This is a genomic window from Pantoea sp. App145, from assembly GCF_047947045.1.
Classification (GTDB): Bacteria; Pseudomonadota; Gammaproteobacteria; order Enterobacterales; family Enterobacteriaceae; genus Pantoea.
Map to the genome: position 1 here is coordinate 3224980 of NZ_CP133290.1, position 22716 is coordinate 3247695.

The 22716-nt window shown below is 51.7% G+C and carries 28 protein-coding genes, 1 tRNA gene and 2 rRNA genes; 25 read left to right on the top strand and 6 right to left on the bottom strand.

Features of this window, described 5'->3' with window-relative positions; translation table 11 throughout:
• The first annotated feature begins 6 nt into the window (after window positions 1–6).
• The 16 genes from rpsH to RCF31_RS14860 all read left to right on the top strand — a co-directional run bounded on the left by rpsH (window position 7) and on the right by RCF31_RS14860 (window position 8111).
• Entirely contained in the window at window positions 7–399 is a 393-nt protein-coding gene (gene rpsH / locus RCF31_RS14785; protein ID WP_013510762.1) for a 30S ribosomal protein S8, read from the top strand.
• A 12-nt stretch (window positions 400–411) separates the two neighbouring features.
• Window positions 412–945 (top strand): 50S ribosomal protein L6, encoded by a 534-nt coding sequence (gene rplF / locus RCF31_RS14790; protein WP_084877321.1) that lies wholly within the window; start codon window positions 412–414, stop codon window positions 943–945.
• A 9-nt stretch (window positions 946–954) separates the two neighbouring features.
• A complete protein-coding gene (rplR, locus tag RCF31_RS14795; RefSeq protein ID WP_013510760.1) occupies window positions 955–1308 on the top strand; it encodes a 50S ribosomal protein L18 in 354 nt (117 codons plus the stop codon).
• A gap of 14 nt (window positions 1309–1322) precedes the next feature.
• Entirely contained in the window at window positions 1323–1823 is a 501-nt protein-coding gene (rpsE, locus tag RCF31_RS14800) for a 30S ribosomal protein S5 (RefSeq protein ID WP_013510759.1), read from the top strand.
• A gap of 5 nt (window positions 1824–1828) precedes the next feature.
• On the top strand, window positions 1829–2008 hold the full coding sequence (gene rpmD, locus RCF31_RS14805; protein ID WP_013510758.1) for a 50S ribosomal protein L30: 180 nt from the start codon (window positions 1829–1831) through the stop codon (window positions 2006–2008).
• A gap of 3 nt (window positions 2009–2011) precedes the next feature.
• Window positions 2012–2446 (top strand): 50S ribosomal protein L15, encoded by a 435-nt coding sequence (gene rplO, locus RCF31_RS14810; protein ID WP_299447422.1) that lies wholly within the window; start codon window positions 2012–2014, stop codon window positions 2444–2446.
• 7 nt (window positions 2447–2453) lie between these two features.
• The gene (gene secY / locus RCF31_RS14815; protein ID WP_013510756.1) at window positions 2454–3785 is read left to right on the top strand and encodes a preprotein translocase subunit SecY; all 1332 of its coding nucleotides are present in this window, start codon (window positions 2454–2456) and stop codon (window positions 3783–3785) included.
• Between the two features lie 32 nt (window positions 3786–3817).
• Window positions 3818–3934, top strand: a complete 117-nt coding sequence (gene rpmJ / locus RCF31_RS14820; RefSeq protein WP_004160566.1) for a 50S ribosomal protein L36 — start codon at window positions 3818–3820, stop codon at window positions 3932–3934.
• A 146-nt stretch (window positions 3935–4080) separates the two neighbouring features.
• A complete protein-coding gene (rpsM, locus tag RCF31_RS14825; RefSeq protein WP_013510755.1) occupies window positions 4081–4437 on the top strand; it encodes a 30S ribosomal protein S13 in 357 nt (118 codons plus the stop codon).
• Between the two features lie 16 nt (window positions 4438–4453).
• The gene (rpsK, locus tag RCF31_RS14830) at window positions 4454–4843 is read left to right on the top strand and encodes a 30S ribosomal protein S11 (protein WP_004160563.1); all 390 of its coding nucleotides are present in this window, start codon (window positions 4454–4456) and stop codon (window positions 4841–4843) included.
• Window positions 4844–4875: 32 nt separating this feature from the next.
• Window positions 4876–5496: a 30S ribosomal protein S4 gene (rpsD, locus tag RCF31_RS14835; protein WP_013510754.1), complete on the top strand. Its 621-nt coding sequence runs from the start codon at window positions 4876–4878 to the stop codon at window positions 5494–5496.
• 25 nt (window positions 5497–5521) lie between these two features.
• Complete coding sequence (locus RCF31_RS14840; RefSeq protein ID WP_007891688.1) at window positions 5522–6511, top strand: DNA-directed RNA polymerase subunit alpha; 990 nt, start codon at window positions 5522–5524, stop codon at window positions 6509–6511.
• A 40-nt stretch (window positions 6512–6551) separates the two neighbouring features.
• Window positions 6552–6938, top strand: coding sequence for a 50S ribosomal protein L17 (rplQ, locus tag RCF31_RS14845; RefSeq protein WP_003850180.1), 387 nt, complete (start codon window positions 6552–6554; stop codon window positions 6936–6938).
• 112 nt (window positions 6939–7050) lie between these two features.
• Window positions 7051–7422: a DUF1992 domain-containing protein gene (locus tag RCF31_RS14850; protein WP_416411419.1), complete on the top strand. Its 372-nt coding sequence runs from the start codon at window positions 7051–7053 to the stop codon at window positions 7420–7422.
• A 1-nt stretch (window position 7423) separates the two neighbouring features.
• On the top strand, window positions 7424–7861 hold the full coding sequence (zntR, locus tag RCF31_RS14855; RefSeq protein WP_299447403.1) for a Zn(2+)-responsive transcriptional regulator: 438 nt from the start codon (window positions 7424–7426) through the stop codon (window positions 7859–7861).
• A gap of 49 nt (window positions 7862–7910) precedes the next feature.
• On the top strand, window positions 7911–8111 hold the full coding sequence (locus RCF31_RS14860) for an alternative ribosome-rescue factor A (RefSeq protein WP_416411420.1): 201 nt from the start codon (window positions 7911–7913) through the stop codon (window positions 8109–8111).
• A gap of 37 nt (window positions 8112–8148) precedes the next feature.
• Here the strand turns inward: RCF31_RS14860 and mscL are convergent, their stop codons facing one another.
• The 5 genes from mscL to def all read right to left on the bottom strand — a co-directional run bounded on the left by mscL (window position 8149) and on the right by def (window position 12894).
• Entirely contained in the window at window positions 8149–8559 is a 411-nt protein-coding gene (gene mscL, locus RCF31_RS14865; protein WP_299447397.1) for a large-conductance mechanosensitive channel protein MscL, read from the bottom strand.
• 114 nt (window positions 8560–8673) lie between these two features.
• Window positions 8674–10050, bottom strand: a complete 1377-nt coding sequence (gene trkA, locus RCF31_RS14870; protein WP_084877300.1) for a Trk system potassium transporter TrkA — start codon at window positions 10048–10050, stop codon at window positions 8674–8676.
• A 30-nt stretch (window positions 10051–10080) separates the two neighbouring features.
• Window positions 10081–11367 (bottom strand): 16S rRNA (cytosine(967)-C(5))-methyltransferase RsmB, encoded by a 1287-nt coding sequence (rsmB, locus tag RCF31_RS14875; RefSeq protein WP_416411421.1) that lies wholly within the window; start codon window positions 11365–11367, stop codon window positions 10081–10083.
• Between the two features lie 48 nt (window positions 11368–11415).
• On the bottom strand, window positions 11416–12360 hold the full coding sequence (gene fmt, locus RCF31_RS14880) for a methionyl-tRNA formyltransferase (protein ID WP_416411422.1): 945 nt from the start codon (window positions 12358–12360) through the stop codon (window positions 11416–11418).
• Between the two features lie 21 nt (window positions 12361–12381).
• The gene (def, locus tag RCF31_RS14885; RefSeq protein WP_416411423.1) at window positions 12382–12894 is read right to left on the bottom strand and encodes a peptide deformylase; all 513 of its coding nucleotides are present in this window, start codon (window positions 12892–12894) and stop codon (window positions 12382–12384) included.
• A gap of 116 nt (window positions 12895–13010) precedes the next feature.
• On the opposite strand from def, the gene dprA reads away from it, so the two are divergent.
• Genes dprA through RCF31_RS14915 form a run of 6 tightly spaced genes read left to right on the top strand, consistent with a single transcriptional unit; the run spans window position 13011 to window position 16798 of the window.
• Window positions 13011–14135: a DNA-protecting protein DprA gene (gene dprA, locus RCF31_RS14890; RefSeq protein WP_416411424.1), complete on the top strand. Its 1125-nt coding sequence runs from the start codon at window positions 13011–13013 to the stop codon at window positions 14133–14135.
• Window positions 14107–14580 carry a DUF494 family protein Smg gene (smg, locus tag RCF31_RS14895; protein WP_416411425.1) on the top strand — a complete coding sequence of 158 codons (474 nt, stop codon included), beginning with the start codon at window positions 14107–14109 and terminating at the stop codon, window positions 14578–14580. The genes dprA and smg overlap by 29 nt, the downstream gene beginning before the upstream one ends.
• 24 nt (window positions 14581–14604) lie before the next feature.
• Window positions 14605–15159 (top strand): topoisomerase DNA-binding C4 zinc finger domain-containing protein, encoded by a 555-nt coding sequence (locus RCF31_RS14900; RefSeq protein WP_299447378.1) that lies wholly within the window; start codon window positions 14605–14607, stop codon window positions 15157–15159.
• A complete protein-coding gene (tsaC, locus tag RCF31_RS14905; protein WP_416411426.1) occupies window positions 15156–15731 on the top strand; it encodes an L-threonylcarbamoyladenylate synthase type 1 TsaC in 576 nt (191 codons plus the stop codon). The genes RCF31_RS14900 and tsaC overlap by 4 nt, the downstream gene beginning before the upstream one ends.
• A 3-nt stretch (window positions 15732–15734) precedes the next feature.
• On the top strand, window positions 15735–16553 hold the full coding sequence (aroE, locus tag RCF31_RS14910; protein ID WP_416411427.1) for a shikimate dehydrogenase: 819 nt from the start codon (window positions 15735–15737) through the stop codon (window positions 16551–16553).
• Complete coding sequence (locus tag RCF31_RS14915; protein ID WP_416411428.1) at window positions 16550–16798, top strand: DUF1488 domain-containing protein; 249 nt, start codon at window positions 16550–16552, stop codon at window positions 16796–16798. Before aroE ends, RCF31_RS14915 begins: the two co-directional genes overlap by 4 nt.
• Here RCF31_RS14915 and RCF31_RS14920 read toward each other — a convergent pair.
• A complete protein-coding gene (locus RCF31_RS14920) occupies window positions 16774–17328 on the bottom strand; it encodes a gamma carbonic anhydrase family protein (protein WP_416411429.1) in 555 nt (184 codons plus the stop codon). The two genes, RCF31_RS14915 and RCF31_RS14920, sit on opposite strands and share 25 nt — an antisense overlap.
• A 468-nt stretch (window positions 17329–17796) precedes the next feature.
• Between RCF31_RS14920 and RCF31_RS14925 the strand changes: the two genes are divergently transcribed.
• From RCF31_RS14925 to RCF31_RS14935, 3 genes are all read left to right on the top strand, one after another.
• Window positions 17797–19338, top strand: a 16S ribosomal RNA gene (locus tag RCF31_RS14925).
• A gap of 84 nt (window positions 19339–19422) precedes the next feature.
• Window positions 19423–19498, top strand: a tRNA-Glu gene (locus RCF31_RS14930).
• A gap of 215 nt (window positions 19499–19713) precedes the next feature.
• Window positions 19714–22617 (top strand): 23S ribosomal RNA (locus RCF31_RS14935).
• The 16S and 23S rRNA genes sit together here with 1 tRNA gene alongside, the layout of an rRNA operon.
• Window positions 22618–22716: the final 99 nt, after the last annotated feature.

Below are 22716 nucleotides of genomic sequence, written 5' to 3' on the forward strand. Positions count from 1 at the left end.
ACACAGATGAGCATGCAAGATCCGATCGCGGATATGCTGACCCGTATCCGTAACGGTCAGGCCGCGAACAAAGTTGCGGTCTCTATGCCTTCCTCCAAGCTGAAAGTGGCAATTGCCAACGTGCTGAAGGAAGAAGGCTATATTCAAGATTTTAAAATCGAAGGCGACATCAAGCCGGAACTGGAACTGACTCTTAAGTATTTCCAGGGTAAAGCTGTTGTAGAAAACATTCAGCGTGTTAGCCGTCCAGGTCTGCGCATCTATAAGAAAAAAGATGAGCTGCCAAAAGTAATGGCTGGTCTGGGCATCGCTGTAATTTCTACATCTAAAGGTGTTATGACTGATCGTGCAGCGCGCCAGGCTGGTCTTGGTGGCGAAATTATCTGCTACGTAGCGTAATCGGAGGAAAACATGTCTCGTGTTGCAAAAGCACCTGTCGTTGTTCCTGCCGGCGTAGAGGTAAAACTCAACGGTCAGGAAGTTTCGATCAAAGGTAAAAACGGCGAGCTGACTCGTACTATCAACCAAGCTGTTGAAGTTAAGCAAGCAGACAACACCCTGACTTTCGCTCCGCGCGAAGGTTATGCGGATGGTTGGGCACAGGCAGGTACTGCCCGTGCGCTGCTGAACGGCATGGTTATTGGTGTTACCGAAGGCTTCACCAAGAAGCTGCAATTGGTCGGTGTTGGTTATCGTGCAGCTGTAAAAGGCAACTCTGTGAGTCTGGCCCTGGGCTTCTCTCACCCTGTTGACCATGCACTGCCGGCTGGCATCACTGCCGAATGCCCAACTCAGACTGAAATCGTGCTGAAAGGCGCTGATAAGCAGCTGATTGGTCAGGTTGCAGCTGATCTGCGCGCCTACCGTCGTCCTGAGCCTTACAAAGGCAAGGGTGTTCGTTACGCCGACGAAGTCGTGCGTACCAAAGAGGCTAAGAAGAAGTAAGGTAACACTATGGATAAGAAATCTGCTCGTATCCGTCGTGCGACCCGTGCACGTCGCAAGCTCAAAGAGCTGGGTGCTACTCGCCTGGTGGTACATCGTACCCCGCGTCATATTTACGCACAGGTGATCGCCCCGAACGGTTCCGAAGTTCTGGTTGCTGCTTCTACTGTAGAAAAAGCTATCGCTGAACAACTGAAGTATACCGGTAACAAAGACGCCGCTGCAGCTGTAGGTAAAGCTCTGGCTGAGCGCGCAATCGAAAAAGGCATCAAAGATGTTTCTTTCGACCGTTCCGGTTTCCAATATCATGGTCGCGTCCAGGCACTAGCAGATGCTGCTCGTGAAGCTGGCCTTCAGTTCTAAGGTAGAGGTCTAAGATGGCACACATCGAGAAACAAGCTGGCGAACTGCAGGAAAAACTGATCGCGGTAAACCGTGTTTCTAAAACTGTTAAAGGTGGTCGTATTTTCTCCTTCACAGCTCTGACTGTGGTAGGTGATGGTAACGGTCGCGTCGGTTTTGGTTACGGTAAAGCGCGCGAAGTTCCAGCAGCGATCCAGAAAGCGATGGAAAAAGCCCGTCGCAATATGATTAACGTCGCGCTGACTCACGGCACCCTGCAGCACCCGGTTAAAGGTGCGCACACGGGTTCTCGTGTGTTCATGCAGCCGGCTTCTGAAGGTACCGGTATCATCGCCGGTGGTGCAATGCGCGCCGTTCTGGAAGTCGCTGGAGTTCATAACGTTCTGGCTAAAGCCTATGGTTCCACTAACCCGATCAACGTGGTTCGTGCAACTATCGACGGCCTGGGCAATATGAAGTCTCCGGAAATGGTCGCTGCCAAGCGTGGTAAATCCGTTGAAGAAATTCTGGGGTAATCACCATGGCGAAGACTATTAAAATTACACAAACCCGTAGCTCAATCGGCCGCCTGCCTAAGCACAAAGCCACTCTGGTTGGCCTGGGTCTGCGTCGTATTGGTCACACCGTAGAGCGTGAAGACACGCCGGCTGTACGCGGTATGATCAACGCGATTTCCTACATGCTGAAAGTGGAGGAGTAAGAGATGCGTTTAAACACTCTGTCTCCGGCCGAAGGGTCTAAACACGCTTCTAAGCGTTTGGGTCGTGGTATCGGTTCTGGCCTCGGTAAAACCGGTGGTCGTGGTCACAAAGGTCAGAAGTCTCGTTCTGGCGGTGGCGTACGTCGCGGTTTCGAGGGTGGTCAGATGCCTCTGTACCGTCGTCTGCCGAAATTCGGTTTCACCTCTCGCAAAGCAATGGTCACTGCAGAAGTTCGTCTGTCTGACCTGGCGAAAGTTGAAGGCGGTATCGTTGACCTGAACACGCTGAAAGCAGCAAACATTGTCGGTGTTCAGATTGAATTTGCGAAAGTGATTCTGTCTGGTGAAGTTTCTACACCGGTAACGGTTCGCGGTCTGCGTGTCACCAAAGGTGCTCGTGCTGCAATCGAAGCTGCTGGCGGTAAAATCGAGGAATAAGTAGCAGATGGCAAAGCAACCGGGATTAGATTTTCAAAGTGCCAAAGGTGGCTTTGGTGAACTGAAGCGCAGACTGTTGTTTGTTATCGGTGCACTGATTGTCTTCCGTATTGGCTCTTTTATTCCAATCCCCGGTATCGATGCCACTGTACTTGCCAAACTGCTTGAGCAACAGCGTGGCACCATCATTGAAATGTTCAACATGTTCTCTGGTGGTGCTCTCAGTCGTGCCTCAATCTTTGCACTGGGTATTATGCCGTATATTTCGGCCTCTATTATTATCCAGTTGCTGACGGTGGTTCATCCGGCGTTAGCGGAGATTAAGAAAGAAGGGGAGGCTGGCCGTCGTAAGATTAGCCAGTATACCCGTTATGGCACGCTGGTTTTGGCCGTATTCCAGTCGATCGGTATTGCTACCGGTCTGCCGAATATGCCTGGAATGCAGGGTCTGGTAATTAATCCAGGCTTTGCGTTCTACTTTACCGCTGTTGTAAGTCTGGTTACCGGAACAATGTTCCTGATGTGGCTGGGCGAACAGATTACTGAGCGTGGTATCGGTAACGGTATCTCGATCATTATCTTTGCTGGTATTGTTGCGGGTCTCCCGCCGGCCATTGGCCATACCATCGAGCAAGCGCGGCAAGGCGACCTGCACTTCCTTCTGTTGCTGTTGGTTGCAGTTCTCGTATTTGCAGTGACCTTCTTCGTTGTTTTCGTAGAACGTGGTCAACGCCGAATTGTGGTGAACTACGCTAAGCGTCAGCAAGGTCGTCGAGTTTATGCTGCACAGAGCACACATTTACCGTTGAAAGTGAATATGGCAGGGGTTATCCCGGCAATCTTCGCTTCCAGCATTATCCTGTTCCCGGCGACGATAGCATCCTGGTTCGGGGGCGGTACCGGTTGGAACTGGCTGACAACAATTTCGCTGTATTTGCAGCCAGGACAGCCGCTTTATGTGCTACTCTATGCGACTGCAATCATCTTCTTCTGTTTCTTCTACACGGCGTTGGTTTTCAACCCGCGTGAAACAGCAGATAACCTGAAGAAGTCTGGTGCATTCGTACCGGGAATTCGTCCGGGAGAGCAAACGGCGAAGTACATCGATAAAGTAATGACACGTCTGACCTTAATCGGCGCACTGTATATTACTTTTATCTGCCTGATCCCGGAGTTCATGCGTGATGCCATGAAGGTTCCCTTCTACTTTGGCGGTACTTCACTGCTCATCGTAGTGGTTGTCATCATGGACTTTATGGCTCAAGTGCAAACTCTGATGATGTCGAGTCAGTACGAGTCTGCATTGAAGAAAGCTAACCTGAAAGGCTATGGCCGTTAATTCAGGCGCTTGAGAAGTTACGGAGAGTAAAAATGAAAGTTCGTGCTTCCGTCAAGAAATTATGTCGTAACTGCAAAATCATCCGTCGCGACGGCGTCGTACGTGTGATTTGCAGCGCCGAGCCTAAGCATAAACAGCGCCAGGGCTGATTTTCTCACATATTTTTCTTGCAAAGTCGGGTTGAGCTGGCTAGATTAGCCAGCCAATCTTTTGTATGTCGATGCGTTTCCATTTGAGTATCCTGAAAACGGGCTTTTCAGCATGGTTCGCATTTATTTAATAATAGGAGTGCATAGTGGCCCGTATAGCAGGCATTAACATTCCTGATCAAAAACATACCGTTATCGCATTAACTTCGATTTTCGGTATCGGCAAAACCCGTTCTAAAGCCATCTGTGCTGAAACGGGCATCGCTGAAAATGTTAAGATCAGTGAGCTGTCTGAAGAACAAATTGATCAGCTGCGTGATGCAGTTGCTAAATTCGTTGTAGAAGGTGATCTGCGCCGTGAAATCACCCTGAGCATCAAGCGTCTGATGGACCTTGGTTGCTACCGTGGTTTGCGCCATCGTCGTGGTCTGCCAGTACGCGGTCAGCGTACCAAGACCAACGCACGTACCCGTAAGGGTCCGCGTAAACCGATCAAGAAATAATCGGGGTGAGTAAATAATGGCAAAGGCACCAGTTCGTGCACGTAAACGTGTAAGAAAGCAAGTCTCAGATGGCGTGGCTCACGTCCATGCTTCTTTTAACAACACCATCGTTACCATTACTGATCGTCAGGGTAACGCACTGGGTTGGGCAACCGCCGGTGGTTCCGGTTTCCGCGGTTCACGTAAATCTACTCCGTTTGCTGCTCAGGTCGCTGCAGAGCGCTGTGCAGAAGCCGTGAAAGATTACGGTATTAAGAACCTGGAAGTTATGGTTAAGGGTCCGGGTCCGGGTCGCGAATCTACTATTCGTGCTCTGAACGCCGCTGGTTTCCGCATCACTAACATTACTGATGTGACTCCGATCCCTCACAACGGTTGTCGTCCGCCGAAAAAACGTCGCGTATAACGCCTCGTTTTTAGGATAGTTGGAGAAAGAAAATGGCAAGATATTTGGGTCCTAAGCTCAAGCTGAGCCGTCGTGAGGGCACTGACTTATTCCTTAAGTCTGGTGTTCGCGCGATCGATTCCAAGTGCAAAATTGAACAAGCCCCTGGTCAGCATGGTGCGCGTAAACCGCGTCTGTCTGATTACGGCGGTCAGTTACGTGAAAAGCAAAAAGTTCGTCGTATCTACGGCGTGCTGGAGCGTCAGTTCCGTAACTACTATAAAGAAGCAGCGCGTCTGAAAGGCAACACCGGTGAAAACCTGTTAGCTCTGCTGGAAGGTCGTCTGGATAACGTAGTTTACCGTATGGGTTTTGGTGCCACTCGTGCAGAAGCACGTCAGCTGGTGAGCCACAAATCTATCCTGGTGAACGGCCGCGTTGTTAACATCGCTTCTTATCAGGTATCTCCGAATGATGTCGTAAGCATCCGTGAGAAAGCCAAAAAGCAATCTCGCGTGAAGGCCGCTCTGGAGCTGGCTGAGCAGCGTGAAAAGCCAACCTGGCTGGAAGTTGATGCGACTAAGATGGAAGGTGTGTTCAAGCGTATTCCTGAGCGTACTGATCTGTCTGCGGACATTAACGAACACCTGATCGTCGAGCTTTACTCTAAGTAAAGCTTAGTACCAAAGAGAGGACACAATGCAGGGTTCTGTGACAGAGTTTCTAAAACCGCGCCTGGTAGATATCGAGCAAGTGAGTTCGACGCACGCCAAGGTGACCCTTGAGCCGTTAGAGCGTGGCTTTGGCCATACTCTTGGTAACGCACTGCGCCGTATTCTGCTTTCTTCCATGCCGGGTTGCGCGGTGACCGAGGTTGAGATTGATGGCGTGCTCCACGAGTACTCCACCAAAGAGGGCGTACAGGAAGACATCCTGGAAATCCTGCTTAACCTGAAAGGGCTGGCGGTAAGAGTTCAGGGTAAAGATGAAGTCATTCTGACCCTGAATAAATCTGGCATTGGCCCTGTGACTGCAGCCGACATTACCCACGACGGTGATGTCGAAATCGTCAAGCCGCAGCATGTGATCTGCCATCTGACCGATGAAAACGCATCTATTAGCATGCGTATCAAAGTTCAGCGTGGTCGTGGTTATGTGCCGGCTTCTGCCCGAATTCATTCGGAAGAAGATGAGCGCCCAATCGGCCGTCTGTTAGTTGACGCATGCTACAGCCCTGTAGACCGTATCGCCTACAATGTTGAAGCAGCGCGTGTTGAACAGCGTACCGACCTGGACAAGCTGGTCATCGAAATGGAAACCAACGGCACAATCGATCCTGAAGAGGCGATTCGTCGTGCGGCAACCATCCTGGCAGAACAACTGGAAGCTTTCGTTGACTTACGTGATGTACGTCAGCCGGAAGTGAAAGAAGAGAAACCAGAATTCGATCCGATCCTGCTGCGCCCTGTTGACGATCTGGAATTGACTGTCCGCTCTGCTAACTGCCTTAAGGCAGAAGCTATCCACTACATCGGTGATCTGGTACAGCGTACCGAGGTTGAGCTGCTTAAAACGCCTAACCTGGGTAAAAAATCTCTTACCGAGATTAAAGACGTGCTGGCCTCACGTGGTCTGTCTCTGGGCATGCGCCTGGAAAACTGGCCGCCGGCAAGCATTGCTGATGAATAACCGGATCACAGGTTAAGGTTTCACTGAGAAGGATAAGGTCATGCGCCATCGTAAGAGTGGTCGTCAACTGAACCGTAACAGCAGCCATCGTCAGGCTATGTTCCGCAACATGGCTGGTTCTCTGGTTCGTCATGAGATCATTAAGACGACTCTGCCGAAAGCCAAAGAGCTGCGTCGCGTAGTTGAGCCGCTGATTACTCTTGCCAAGACCGACAGCGTAGCTAATCGTCGTCTGGCATTCGCCCGCACTCGTGATAACGAGATCGTGGCAAAACTGTTTAACGAGCTGGGCCCGCGTTTCGCGAGCCGTGCCGGTGGTTACACTCGTATTCTGAAGTGTGGCTTCCGTGCTGGTGACAACGCTCCGATGGCATACATCGAGCTGGTTGATCGTCCAGAAGCTCAAGCAGAAGCTGCTGCAGAGTAATTTGCAGTAACGTAAAAGACCCGCTCCGGCGGGTTTTTTATTGCCAGTCGTTTCTTCCCATTTCCCCCCCTTCCGCTATGCTGATGGCTGTTATCCCGATCAGGAGCGACTCATGTGGTTAATTGACCAGCTTGCCGAACAGCACATTCTTGCTGCTCAGGAAAAAGGTGAACTCAGCAATTTGCCTGGTGAGGGAGCGCCGTTGCAACTCGATGATGAAAGTGGTGTACCTGAAGAACTGCGTACCGGGTATCGGCTGTTAAAAAATGCCGGATTTTTACCGCCGGAATTGGAAATGCGACGTGAAGCCCTGCAAGTTCAGGATCTGCTTCGGGAATTGGATCCTGACGATCATCAGGTGCATGAACTATCGAAACGGTTGAGTTTACTGGAGCTTAAGTTACGTCAGGCGGGAATGAGTACCACGTTCCTGCGCGGCGACTATAGCGATGCGATTAAACACCGACTGATGCAGGAGAAATAACATGTACCGTATCGGCCAACTCGCCAAAATGGCAGATGTCACGCCTGACACCATTCGTTTTTATGAAAAGCAACACATGATGGATCATGAAGTCAGAACCGAAGGGGGTTTTCGCTTATATAGTGATGACGACCTGCAACGTCTGCGTTTCATCCGTTATGGACGTCAGCTGGGGTTTAGCCTCGATTCTATTCGTGGATTATTATCGATCCGCATCGATCCCGAACATCATACCTGTCAGGAATCTAAAGCTATTGTGGCGAAGCGTCTTGATGAGGTCAGCTCAATGATCGCTGAGTTGCAAACGATCCAGCGTTCGTTGCAACGATTGGCTGAAACCTGCTGCGGCGATTTGCATAGCAGCGCCTGTTGCTCAATCCTTGAAGCCCTGGAGAAGGGAGAAGAACCTCATCCGGAAAATTGCTGTAGTAGAGATTGAATTTGTGGTGCAAAGGCCTATAGTTGCGCAATCACTAACCGGAGGAAATATGAGCCGCTATCAGCACCAAAAAGGTCAGATCAAAGACAACGCTATTGAAGCTTTATTGCACGATCCGCTATTTCATCAGCGTGTTGAGCAAAATCAGAAAGGGAAAGGTAGTTATCGTCGCAAAGACAAACATGCGAAACGAGGCAACTGGGAGGCCAGTGGTAAGCAAAGCGGTTTACCACTGGCCTTCTGGTTTTAATCATAAAAAAACCGCCTGGTCAGGCGGTTCCTTAGAATCAGATTTTGTTATTTTGTTGCTTGAGCAGGTCACGAATTTCCGTCAGTAACAATTCTTCGTTGGTAGGTTTCGGATCCGGTTTTTCCACTTCTTTCTTTTTATATAATTTATTCATGAGTTTGATGGCGATGAAAATGGCAAGTGCCACGATAACGAAATCAAAAATACTCTGAATAAAGACACCGTATTCCATCACCACGGGTGCTACTGCGCCTTCTGCGGGTTTGAGTACCCATTTGAATTGCTTAAAATCGACCCCGCCGATCAGCAAGCCTAAAGGCGGCATGATGATATTAGCCACCAGTGATGAAACAATCTTACCGAAAGCGGCACCGATAATCACACCAACTGCGAGGTCAACTACGTTGCCACGCATCGCAAAATCACGAAACTCTTTGAAAAAACTCATTGTTATCTCCTTGTCCTGGCCAATGCCTAAAGTTTAACAAACCTTTCTACATTTGCCATTACAACAAGGGATTAAGTTGGATTATCACGGCGGGCAACGGATTGCCCGCAGCGATTACAGGAAGAAGGGGCTTGGCTGGAAGAGCCGTTCGACATCGGGCACAAACTTCTTGTCGGTCAGGAACATAATCACATGATCCCCCTGTTCGACGCGAACGTTGTCATTGGCGATGATAACTTCATCACCACGCACTACGGCACCGATGATGGTACCGGGCGGCAATTTAATATCTTCAATCAGGCGTCCCACTACGCGTGAAGTTGTTTCTTCACCGTGCGCGATCGCCTCAATCGCTTCAGCAATACCACGGCGTAATGATGAGACACCTACAATGTCAGCTTTACGTACATGTCCCAGGAGCGCGGAAATGGTCGCCTGCTGCGGCGAAATGGCAATATCGATCACGCTGCCCTGAACCAGATCAACATAGGCCCGGCGCTGGATCAACACCATGACTTTTTTTGCCCCCATTTTCTTCGCCAGCATGGCGGACATGATGTTGGCTTCATCGTCATTGGTAACAGCAATAAACAGATCGATTTGATCGACATGTTCTTCAGCCAGCAACTCCTGATCGGAAGCATCACCGTAGAATACAATGGTATCCTGCAATTGCTCGGCCAGTTCTGCAGCACGTTGCGGATTCCGCTCGATCAACTTCACGCTGTACTGTTTTTCCAGACGTTGTGCCAGGCCAAAGCCAATATTCCCGCCGCCAACCAGCATGATGCGTTTGTAGGGTTTTTCCAGACGCTGCATCTCGCTCATCACCGCACGAATATGCTGGCTTGCTGCGATAAAGAAGACTTCATCACCTGCTTCAACGATGGTTGAACCCTGCGGACGAATCGGACGATCCTGGCGGAAGATGGCGGCAACACGGGTATCTATATGCGGCATGTGTTCGCGCAAAATGGAAAGCGGATTACCTACCAGTGGCCCACCATAATAGGCTTTGACCACAGCCAGACTCACTTTCCCTTCAGCAAAATTCACCACTTGCAGCGCGCCGGGATATTGGATCAGGCGATAAATATTGTCGATCACCAGCTGTTCTGGCGAGATCAAATGATCGATTGGCACCGCTTCGGGTACAAATAGCTTTTCGGCATCACGCAGATAATCGGCTGCACGAATACGGGCAATACGGTTTGGCGTATTGAAAAGCGAATAAGCGATCTGACAAGCGATCATATTGGTTTCGTCCGAGCTGGTCACCGCCACCAACATATCGGCATCCTCGGCCCCTGCTTCGCGCAGAATGCGTGGATGAGAGCCATGACCATGCACCACGCGCAGATCAAATTTGTCCTGCAACTGACGCAAACGGGTGGGATCGCTATCCACCACGGTAATGTCGTTGTTTTCACCCACCAGGTTTTCTGCGAGGGTTCCGCCGACCTGTCCGGCACCGAGGATAATAATTTTCATCGCGATGAGCTCTTGTCAGAATGCGCCGTATTATTTTTTCATCAACTTAGCGTAGAAGAAACCATCTCCGCCATCTGTGCTGGGAAATACCTGCCAGCCATTTTCCTGGCCCTTAGGCAATGCCTCAGCTATTGCATCGGGATGGGCAGCCAGGAATGTGCTGATTTGCTGATGGTTTTCTTCCGGCAGGATCGAACAGGTGGCGTAAAGCAGTGTGCCCCCGCTTTTCAGCCGTGACCATACCGCTGCGAGAATTTCACGTTGCAGGCTGGCCAGTTCGGCGATATCCCGATCGCGTCGCAGCCATTTAATATCGGGGTGGCGACGAATCACGCCGGTTGCCGAACAGGGGGCATCCAACAGAATACGGTCAAATTGCTTATCGCCACACCATTGTGCCGGGGTACGGCCGTCTCCCTGGCGCACATCCGCCTGCATGCCGAGGCGTTGCAGATTGTCCTTTACGCGTACCAGACGTTGTTCATCAATATCGACGGCTAACACCTGCGCCTGCGGTGCGATTTCAAGGATATGGGTGGTTTTTCCGCCTGGTGCCGCACAAAGGTCGAGAATGGTTTCGCCATTTTGCGGCTCAAGCAACAAGGCACAGCGTTGTGCGGATAAATCCTGAACCGTTACCCAGCCCTGATCGAAACCAGGCAACTGCCCGACTGGAGCTGGAGCTTCCAGACGTAGTGAATCAGGGGCATCCCCCGGGAAAGCATTCTTTTCTGCCTGCTCAAGCAATGCCAGCCATGCGTCACGAGAATGATGTTGACGGTTGACGCGCAGCCACATTGGCGGGCGCTGATTATTCGCTTCAACAATCTGCTCCCACTGCTCAGGCCATGCGGTTTGCAAACGTTTAAGCAACCAGCCGGGATGCAAATAGCGCTGCGTACCCTGATCCACTTCCGCTACCAGCGTTTCCTGCTGACGCTGGAACTGGCGCAATACACCATTGAGCAAACCTTTCAGGTTAGCGCGCTTCAGCACTTCAGCACCGGCCACGGTTTCCGCCAGTGCAGCATGGGGCGGTATGCGGGTATACAGCAACTGATACAGTCCGACCATAATCAGATAATGGAGAACGCGCTGCTTACCGGTTAAGGGGCGCTCCATTAGCTTGCCAATTAACGCTTCAAGCTGCGGCAAGGTACGCATCACCCCAAAGCAGAGCTCCTGCAATAACGCAGCGTCTTTATCGGACAGCGCTTTTTGCGCACCAGGCAGAATAGCGCTAAGCGACTCGCCTTTATCCACTACGCGTTCAATTAATTGCGCGGCCAGGCTACGCAGGTTTGTCGTTTTTTTCATGCGATTCATTCATCAAACAAAAAGCCCGGTGTTAACCGGGCTATGGGATCAGGCCAGAATACTGCCAGGAGTGAACCATTCACGGCGTGAGTTAAGCAAATCCTGTACGGACATGGCTTTTTTACCGGCAGGCTGTAGCGAAAGCAAATTCAGAACACCATCAGCCGTCGCAATCTGAATGCCCTGCTTATCGGCATGAAGTATTTCACCGGGCTGTTTTGCCTGATGCGGTAGCACACTGGCTTGCCAGACTTTCACGGGTTGATCATCCACTATGAAATAGCTCATTGGCCAGGGGTTGAATGCGCGAATACAGCGTTCAAGTTGTGCGGCAGAAAGCGTCCAGTCGAGGCGGGCTTCTTCTTTGCTCAGCTTCTCGGCGTAGCTAACCAGCGCCTCGTCCTGTTTTTCCGGCTGTAGGCTGCCGTTTGCCAGTTGCTCCAGCGTCTTCAGCATTCCTTCAGGGCCGAGTTGCGCTAATTTGTCATACAGCGTGGCACTGGTGTCATGTTCGGTAATCGGGCAGGCGAGTTTATACAGCATGTCACCGGTATCCAGGCCCACATCCATCTGCATAATGGTTACGCCGGTTTCAGCATCGCCAGCCCAGAGCGAACGTTGAATCGGGGCGGCGCCACGCCAGCGCGGCAGCAGAGAACCGTGAACATTGATACAACCCAGACGCGGCATATCCAGCACGGCTTTTGGCAAGATCAGACCATAGGCCACCACCACCATTACATCAGCTTGCAGGTCAGCGACCAGATGCTGGTTCTCGGCTGGTTTTAATGATTTCGGCTGAAAAACCGGAACGTCATGAGCCTGTGCCAGAACTTTTACCGGGCTGGGTGTGAGTTTGTTGCCACGGCCGGCAGGGCGATCGGGCTGCGTAAAGACGCCAACCACCTGATGCTCAGAAGCAAGCAACGCGTCAAGATGACGCGCTGCAAAGTCAGGTGTACCGGCAAAAATGATTTTTAGCGGTGCAGACACAGTTTAACCTTCTATTTGCACTCAGGATGCGCGTGCATTCTGGCGTGCCAGTTTTTCCAGTTTCTGTTTAATGCGCTGACGTTTCAGCGGGGACAGATAATCAATAAAGAGTTTGCCATCGAGATGGTCGATTTCGTGCTGAATGCAGATCGCCAGCAAGCCATCAGTTTCCAGCTCGAAAGTGTTACCGTCACGATCCTGCGCACGCACTTTTACCCACTCAGAGCGCGGCACAAAAGCACGTTGTTCCGGGATGGAGAGACAGCCTTCTTCGATGCCGGTTTCGCCACCTTTTTCCAGCAACTCTGGGTTAATCAACACCAGGCGCTCTTCGCGGCTTTCCGACACATCAATCACGATAATGCGCTGATGAATATCAACCTGAGTCGCTGCAAGGCCAATACCTTCTTCAGCGTACATCGTTTCAAACATGTCATCGACGATGCGTTGCACGCCAGCATCAACGGTTTTCACCGGTGCTGCGATTTTGCGAAGACGGTCATCAGGGTAATGTAATACCTGCAAAACTGACATAAATTTCCAGATCTGTATGCGTTAAAGAAAAGATTACTACCTCATATTGTAGACTTTTTGGGGCCTGATTGACAGCATTGCACCGCATGATGGCACCGGCTGACAGGGAGTGAGGCGTGGACAAAATTGAGTGGATGCTCAGGCTGGCAAATGTGAAAGGACTCAGTGGACAGCAGATCCGCCATCTGGCGGAAAGGCTGCAAACTACCGGGCATATGGATGATGATTTGATGACGTCGCAGCGACTGAGTGAAACGCAGCGAAAACAATTTCATACTCTATGCTCACGGCAGCTTTTACGCACTCGCCAGTGGCTGGAGAATCCACAACATCAGCTGCTTTCGGTGCTGGACAGCGATTTTCCCCCTGCGCTGGCTGAGATCAGTCGTTTTCCTTCGCTATTGTATGTAATGGGGAATGTCGCAGCGTTACATACGCCACAACTCGCGGTGGTTGGGAGCCGCCATTGCTCTCATTATGGAAGCGAGTGGGGAAGCTATTTCGCACAGCAACTGGCGGCGAATGGATTGACCATCACCAGCGGTCTGGCGCGGGGGATTGATGGCATTGCTCATCGGGCGGCGCTGAATGCATCTGGTAAAACCATTGCAGTGCTGGGCTGCGGGCTGAAACATATCTATCCGAAAAGTCATCAACAGCTGGCACAGGATATCGTGAACAATGGCGGCGCTCTGGTTTCGGAGTTTCCTCTGGAAATGGCTCCGTATGCGGTAAATTTCCCGCGTCGCAATCGTATTATCAGCGGGCTGAGTCTCGGAGTGCTGGTAGTAGAAGCCTCATTCAAAAGCGGTTCACTGGTGACGGCGCGTTATGCACTGGAACAAAACCGTAATGTCTATGCCTTGCCCGGTGCATTAGGTAACGCAGGCAGTGAAGGGACGCACTGGTTAATCCAGCAGGGCGCGTTGCTGGTTGTGCATCCTGATAATATTCTCGAAGACCTGCGTTCCACGCTGCATTGGCTACCTGCAACAACCTCAGAAACAATATATTCACAAGACAGTGACGATGTTCCATTGCCATTTGCAGACGTGTTGGCTAACGTAGGTGATGAGGTTACACCTGTTGACGTCGTCGCTGAACGTGCCGGCCAACCTGTGCCAGTTATCTCAGCCCAGTTGCTGGAGCTGGAGTTAGCAGGATGGATCGCAGCTGTACCCGGCGGCTATGTCCGATTGAGGAGGGCATGCCATGTTCGACGTACTTATGTACTTGTTTGAGACCTATATCCACAACGAAGCCGAAATGCGCGTTGATCAGGATAAATTGACCGATGATTTAACGGATGCCGGTTTTCATCGTGAAGATATCTACAATGCGTTGAATTGGCTTGAGAGACTGGCGGATTACCAGGAAGGTTTAGTTGCGCCAGTGTTGCTGGCGAACGATCCGTTCTCAATGCGAATCTACACGGAGGAAGAGAGCCTGCGTCTGGATGCCGAATGTCGTGGTTTTATTCTGTTCCTGGAACAAATCCAGGTGCTGAATATGGAAACTCGCGAAATGGTTATCGAACGTGTGATGGCCCTTGATACCCTCGAATTCGATCTGGAAGATCTCAAATGGGTGGTGCTGATGGTGTTGTTTAACATCCCAGGATGCGAAAATGCTTATCAGCAAATGGAAGAACTGTTATTCGACGTCAATGAAGGTATGCTGCATTAATTTGCGCTTGATGCATCGGGTTATATGAGTAAATCAGCACTATTTACCGTGCGTAAACATGATCCCTGCCCCGCTTGCGGGGCAGATTTAGTGATACGTGCCGGCAAACATGGTCCATTTCTTGGCTGTGCCAACTTTCCTGCCTGCGAGTATATCCGCCCGCTGAAAAACCAGGGCGATGGCCATATCGTTAAAGTCCTGGAAGGCCATGCCTGTCCGCAATGCGGCGCTGATAAAGTGCTTCGTCAGGGACGCTTTGGCATGTTTGTTGGCTGCAGCCACTATCCAGAATGTGATTATACTGAAACGATTGATAAGCCTGACGAGACGGCTATCGCCTGTCCACAGTGCCAAAGCGGGAAGCTGGTTCAGCGCCGTTCGCGCTATGGTAAGACATTCCACTCCTGCGATCGTTATCCGGACTGCCAGTTTGCGCTGAATGCGACTCCTGTTGAGGGTGTCTGCCCGCACTGCCAGTTCCCTTTATTAATTGAAAAGAAAACCGCGCAGGGCAAGAAACGTTTCTGCGCCAGTAAGCGCTGCGGTAAACCCGTTGTGCAGGACAATGAATTACCATGACGCAAAATCACTCTTCAGCGGAAAATCTGGATTTCTGTATTCAACAGTTGCAGCAACATGCGGTGATCGCCTATCCCACAGAGGCGGTTTTTGGTCTGGGATGTGACCCGGACAGCGAAAGTGCTGTAATGTCATTACTGGCGCTGAAACAGCGGCCAGTCGAAAAAGGGTTGATCCTGATTGCGGCCGATTATGCTCAGCTGGAACCCTACGTTGCCGATCAGGAGCTTTCCGTGGTGCAGCGTGAACGTATGTTTGCCTGCTGGCCGGGGCCGGTCACGTTTGTCGTACCGGCATCACCGCATACGCCACGGTGGCTGACTGGACGTTTTGACTCACTGGCGATTCGCGTTAGCGACCATCCTGATGTGCAGGCGCTGTGTCAGCGCTTCGGTAAACCGCTGGTTTCAACCAGTGCCAATCTTTCAGGCGAGACACCATGTCGCACCGTTGCCGAAGTCGCTCAGCAATTTGGTGCTGAGTTTCCGGTATTAGCGGGTGAAACGGGCGGGCGTCTTAATCCTTCTGAAATCCGCGACGTTATCAGCGGCGAACTTATCCGTCAGGGCTAATTTATGGAGAACTTTGCCGTTTTTGGTAACCCGATTGAACATAGTAAGTCACCTTTTATCCATCGTTTATTCGCAGAGCAAACGGGAATTGAACACCACTATGGTCGCGTATGCGCACCACTGGATGGTTTTCCGCAGGCGATCAGCGAGTTCTTTTCGGCGGGTGGGAAAGGGGCCAATGTGACGTTGCCCTTCAAAGAGCAGGCGTGGGAGTTTGCTGATGAACTCAGCGAGCGTGCTGCGCTCTCTGGGGCGGTCAATACGTTAAAGAAGGATGCGCAGGGGCAGATCCTGGGCGACAACACGGATGGCATCGGCTTACTGAGCGATCTTGAGCGGCTTAAAATGATCCGCCCCGGCGATCGGGTATTGCTGGTGGGGGCAGGGGGAGCCGCACGCGGCGTGATTTTGCCACTGCTCTCATTAGGGTGTGCTCTGACAGTGACGAATCGTACGGTTGAAAAGGCGGAGCTGCTTGCGGATATTTTCCAGCATAGTGGGGCCATTCATGCCTGCAGTTTTACTTCTCTGGCCGGCCAGTCGTTTGATCTGATAATCAATGCCACTTCCAGCGGTGTGAAAGGCGATGTGCCGCCACTGCCCATTTCATTGATTTCTCAACATACGCGCTGTTATGACATGTTTTACCAGCCGGGTCTGACGCCATTTTTGTTTTGGTGCCAGCAACAGGGGGCGCAACAACTCGCCGATGGATTGGGTATGCTGGTGGGGCAGGCAGCGCATGCCTTTCAGTTATGGCATGGTGTGATGCCTGAGATCACGCCCGTCATTGCGCAATTAAAGCAGGCGATGCAGCCGTGAATCAGGCGATTCAGTTTCCTGATCGGGAAGATTGGGATCAAAACCGGCAAGCGGTGTGTTTTCCGGCGATGGTGAATGGCATGGGGCTGATGTGCGCGATCTCTCTTCAGGCATTGCATGACAGATTCGGTGAGGGGGAAGCGATGGCGCTGTTTAGCGCTCATCGCTGGGATCTGGAAGAGGAGGCCGAGCAACTTATCCGTAATGATGAAGTTGATCATCAGGGCTGGGTCTGGCTTTCCTGAGCGAGATAATCATTTTTCCAGCCAACATAGTTGTTTGCTGAGTAACGAAGGCCCTCTATCTCGGTTTCATTAAGCGGGCGAATTTGTTTCACCGGGCTGCCTAAATACAGGTAGCCACTTTCCAGACGCTTGCCGGGGGGGACGAGGCTACCTGCACCAATCATCACATCCTCTTCTACTATTACGCCATCCAGCAGAATCGATCCCATGCCAACCAGGACGCGATCGCCAATGGTGCAGCCATGCAGCATAGCTTTGTGGCCCACCGTAACATCTTCGCCAATCACCAGAGGGTAACCCGCCGGATTGCTGGCTGACTTATGCGTCACATGGAGGACGCAGCCATCCTGGATATTGGTTCGTGCGCCAATCATCACCTGATTCACGTCACCGCGAATAGCAACCAGTGGCCAGATACTGACATCGTCTCCTAATACAACATCGCCAACCACAACACTGCTTTTATCGATCATGACGCGATCACCAGTTTGCGGGTAGCTGCTTTTATAGGGACGTAAGGCTGTGGACATGATCTTTCTCCTTTTACTCATTTATGCCTAGCCTGAGCGCGATCGGTGCGTCAGACAAGCTAATTATTGAGCGGATCGTTCGTGATCCCAGCAGAAAGGATGAAAACTCACCAGTTGAATCAAAAGATCGAAAAAAGGGGTTGTGCAAAAAAATCGGATCCCTATAATGCGCCTCCACTGACACGGCAAAGCGGCAACGCAGACGGGTCAGCAAGGGACGAAGTGATTCATCCCGCCGGAGAAAATCGCTGAAAAAAGTGATTGACTCTGAAGGAGGAAAGCGTAATATACGCCACCTCGCGACAGACGGTTAACCCGCTGCCCGCACTGCTCTTTAACAATTTATCAGACAATCTGTGTGGGCACTCGCAGGATTGATATCAAAAGTCCACGGACTTAAAAAATATCAAGTCTCAAGAGTGAACACGTAATTCATTACGAAGTTTAATTCTTTGAGCATCAAACTTTAAATTGAAGAGTTTGATCATGGCTCAGATTGAACGCTGGCGGCAGGCCTAACACATGCAAGTCGAACGGTAGCACAGGGGAGCTTGCTCCCCGGGTGACGAGTGGCGGACGGGTGAGTAATGTCTGGGGATCTGCCCGATGGAGGGGGATAACTACTGGAAACGGTAGCTAATACCGCATAACGTCGCAAGACCAAAGTGGGGGACCTTCGGGCCTCACACCATCGGATGAACCCAGATGGGATTAGCTAGTAGGTGGGGTAACGGCTCACCTAGGCGACGATCCCTAGCTGGTCTGAGAGGATGACCAGCCACACTGGAACTGAGACACGGTCCAGACTCCTACGGGAGGCAGCAGTGGGGAATATTGCACAATGGGCGCAAGCCTGATGCAGCCATGCCGCGTGTATGAAGAAGGCCTTCGGGTTGTAAAGTACTTTCAGCGGGGAGGAAGGGTGTGAAGTGAATAGCTTCATGCATTGACGTTACCCGCAGAAGAAGCACCGGCTAACTCCGTGCCAGCAGCCGCGGTAATACGGAGGGTGCAAGCGTTAATCGGAATTACTGGGCGTAAAGCGCACGCAGGCGGTCTGTCAAGTCGGATGTGAAATCCCCGGGCTTAACCTGGGAACTGCATTCGAAACTGGCAGGCTTGAGTCTCGTAGAGGGGGGTAGAATTCCAGGTGTAGCGGTGAAATGCGTAGAGATCTGGAGGAATACCGGTGGCGAAGGCGGCCCCCTGGACGAAGACTGACGCTCAGGTGCGAAAGCGTGGGGAGCAAACAGGATTAGATACCCTGGTAGTCCACGCCGTAAACGATGTCGACTTGGAGGTTGTGCCCTTGAGGCGTGGCTTCCGGAGCTAACGCGTTAAGTCGACCGCCTGGGGAGTACGGCCGCAAGGTTAAAACTCAAATGAATTGACGGGGGCCCGCACAAGCGGTGGAGCATGTGGTTTAATTCGATGCAACGCGAAGAACCTTACCTGGCCTTGACATCCACGGAATTTGGCAGAGATGCCTTAGTGCCTTCGGGAACCGTGAGACAGGTGCTGCATGGCTGTCGTCAGCTCGTGTTGTGAAATGTTGGGTTAAGTCCCGCAACGAGCGCAACCCTTATCCTTTGTTGCCAGCGATTCGGTCGGGAACTCAAAGGAGACTGCCGGTGATAAACCGGAGGAAGGTGGGGATGACGTCAAGTCATCATGGCCCTTACGGCCAGGGCTACACACGTGCTACAATGGCGCATACAAAGAGAAGCGACCTCGCGAGAGCAAGCGGACCTCATAAAGTGCGTCGTAGTCCGGATTGGAGTCTGCAACTCGACTCCATGAAGTCGGAATCGCTAGTAATCGTAGATCAGAATGCTACGGTGAATACGTTCCCGGGCCTTGTACACACCGCCCGTCACACCATGGGAGTGGGTTGCAAAAGAAGTAGGTAGCTTAACCTTCGGGAGGGCGCTTACCACTTTGTGATTCATGACTGGGGTGAAGTCGTAACAAGGTAACCGTAGGGGAACCTGCGGTTGGATCACCTCCTTACCTGAAGATACTTTCCCGCGAAGTGCTCACACAGATTGTCTGATAAAAGTCATGAGCAAGCCGTCTTGACGACGACACCCCTGTGTCCCCTTCGTCTAGAGGCCCAGGACACCGCCCTTTCACGGCGGTAACAGGGGTTCGAATCCCCTAGGGGACGCCACTTGCTGGTAATGAGTGAAAGGCGTTACCCAAGATACTTCAGAGTATGCTGATTCAGCATGCTGCGAAGTATTTGCTCTTTAACAATCCGGAACAAGCTGAAAATTTGAAACGACGCGTTGTTTCATTTCTCCGTAATAAGAAATGAAAGCGGCGCGTTCGAGTCTCTCAAAAGCTTACGATTCATAAGCGTTGCAAAACGCCTGTGGGTTGTGAGGTTAAGCGACTAAGCGTACACGGTGGATGCCCTGGCAGTCAGAGGCGATGAAGGACGTGCTAATCTGCGAAAAGCGCCGGCAAGGTGATATGAACCGCAACAGCCGGCGATGTCCGAATGGGGAAACCCAGTGCACTTGTGCACTATCGTTAACTGAATACATAGGTTAACGAGGCGAACCGGGGGAACTGAAACATCTAAGTACCCCGAGGAAAAGAAATCAACCGAGATTCCCCCAGTAGCGGCGAGCGAACGGGGAACAGCCCAGGACCTGAATCAGTTTGTGTGTTAGTGGAAGCGTCTGGAAAGTCGCGCGATACAGGGTGACAGCCCCGTACACGAAAATGCACGGACTGTGAGTCCGACGAGTAGGGCGGGACACGTGGTATCCTGTCTGAATATGGGGGGACCATCCTCCAAGGCTAAATACTCCTGACTGACCGATAGTGAACCAGTACCGTGAGGGAAAGGCGAAAAGAACCCCGGCGAGGGGAGTGAAACAGAACCTGAAACCGTGTACGTACAAGCAGTGGGAGCATCCTTTTGGGTGTGACTGCGTACCTTTTGTATAATGGGTCAGCGACTTATATTCTGTAGCAAGGTTAACCGTATAGGGGAGCCGAAGGGAAACCGAGTCTTAATTGGGCGTTAAGTTGCAGGGTATAGACCCGAAACCCGGTGATCTAGCCATGGGCAGGTTGAAGGTTGGGTAACACTAACTGGAGGACCGAACCGACTAATGTTGAAAAATTAGCGGATGACCTGTGGCTGGGGGTGAAAGGCCAATCAAACCGGGAGATAGCTGGTTCTCCCCGAAAGCTATTTAGGTAGCGCCTCGTGAACTCATCTCCGGGGGTAGAGCACTGTTTCGGCTAGGGGGCCATCCCGGCTTACCAACCCGATGCAAACTGCGAATACCGGAGAATGTTATCACGGGAGACACACGGCGGGTGCTAACGTCCGTCGTGAAGAGGGAAACAACCCAGACCGCCAGCTAAGGTCCCAAAGTCATGGTTAAGTGGGAAACGATGTGGGAAGGCACAGACAGCCAGGATGTTGGCTTAGAAGCAGCCATCATTTAAAGAAAGCGTAATAGCTCACTGGTCGAGTCGGCCTGCGCGGAAGATGTAACGGGGCTAAACCATGCACCGAAGCTGCGGCAGCGACACTATGTGTTGTTGGGTAGGGGAGCGTTCTGTAAGCCGCTGAAGGTGGACTGTGAGGTCTGCTGGAGGTATCAGAAGTGCGAATGCTGACATAAGTAACGATAAAGCGGGTGAAAAGCCCGCTCGCCGGAAGACCAAGGGTTCCTGTCCAACGTTAATCGGGGCAGGGTGAGTCGACCCCTAAGGCGAGGCTGAAAAGCGTAGTCGATGGGAAACAGGTTAATATTCCTGTACTTGGTGTTACTGCGAAGGGGGGACGGAGAAGGCTAGGTTATCCGGGCGACGGTTGTCCCGGTTTAAGCGTGTAGGTGTGAAGACCAGGCAAATCCGGTCTTCTTTAACACTGAGGCGTGATGACGAGCCACTACGGTGGTGAAGTAACTGATGCCCTGCTTCCAGGAAAAGCCTCTAAGCTCCAGGTAACACGAAATCGTACCCCAAACCGACACAGGTGGTCAGGTAGAGAATACCAAGGCGCTTGAGAGAACTCGGGTGAAGGAACTAGGCAAAATGGTGCCGTAACTTCGGGAGAAGGCACGCTGGCATTAGGTGAAGGGACTTGCTCCCGGAGCTGAAGCCAGTCGAAGATACCAGCTGGCTGCAACTGTTTATTAAAAACACAGCACTGTGCAAACACGAAAGTGGACGTATACGGTGTGACGCCTGCCCGGTGCCGGAAGGTTAATTGATGGGGTTATCCGTAAGGAGAAGCTCTTGATCGAAGCCCCGGTAAACGGCGGCCGTAACTATAACGGTCCTAAGGTAGCGAAATTCCTTGTCGGGTAAGTTCCGACCTGCACGAATGGCGTAATGATGGCCAGGCTGTCTCCACCCGAGACTCAGTGAAATTGAAATCGCTGTGAAGATGCAGTGTACCCGCGGCAAGACGGAAAGACCCCGTGAACCTTTACTATAGCTTGACACTGAACATTGAGCCTTGATGTGTAGGATAGGTGGGAGGCTTTGAAGCGTGGACGCCAGTCTGCGTGGAGCCGACCTTGAAATACCACCCTTTAATGTTTGATGTTCTAACGTAGGCCCGTAATCCGGGCTGCGGACAGTGTCTGGTGGGTAGTTTGACTGGGGCGGTCTCCTCCCAAAGCGTAACGGAGGAGCACGAAGGTTGGCTAATCCTGGTCGGACATCAGGAGGTTAGTGCAATGGCATAAGCCAGCTTGACTGCGAGAGTGACGGCTCGAGCAGGTGCGAAAGCAGGTCATAGTGATCCGGTGGTTCTGAATGGAAGGGCCATCGCTCAACGGATAAAAGGTACTCCGGGGATAACAGGCTGATACCGCCCAAGAGTTCATATCGACGGCGGTGTTTGGCACCTCGATGTCGGCTCATCACATCCTGGGGCTGAAGTAGGTCCCAAGGGTACGGCTGTTCGCCGTTTAAAGTGGTACGCGAGCTGGGTTTAGAACGTCGTGAGACAGTTCGGTCCCTATCTGCCGTGGGCGCTGGAGAATTGAGGGGGGTTGCTCCTAGTACGAGAGGACCGGAGTGAACGCACCACTGGTGTTCGGGTTGTCATGCCAATGGCATTGCCCGGTAGCTAAGTGCGGAAAAGATAAGTGCTGAAAGCATCTAAGCACGAAACTTGCCCCGAGATGAGTTCTCCCTGACCCCTTGAGGGTCCTGAAGGGACGTTGAAGACGACGACGTTGATAGGCCGGATGTGTAAGTGCAGCGATGCATTGAGCTAACCGGTACTAATGACCCGTGAGGCTTAACCTTACAACGCCAGAGGCGTTTTGGTTGAGAGACCAGAGAAGATTTTCAGCTTGGTTCATCCGGATAGATTCGTGCGGCCTGAGAGGGCGGTGCGGATAAACA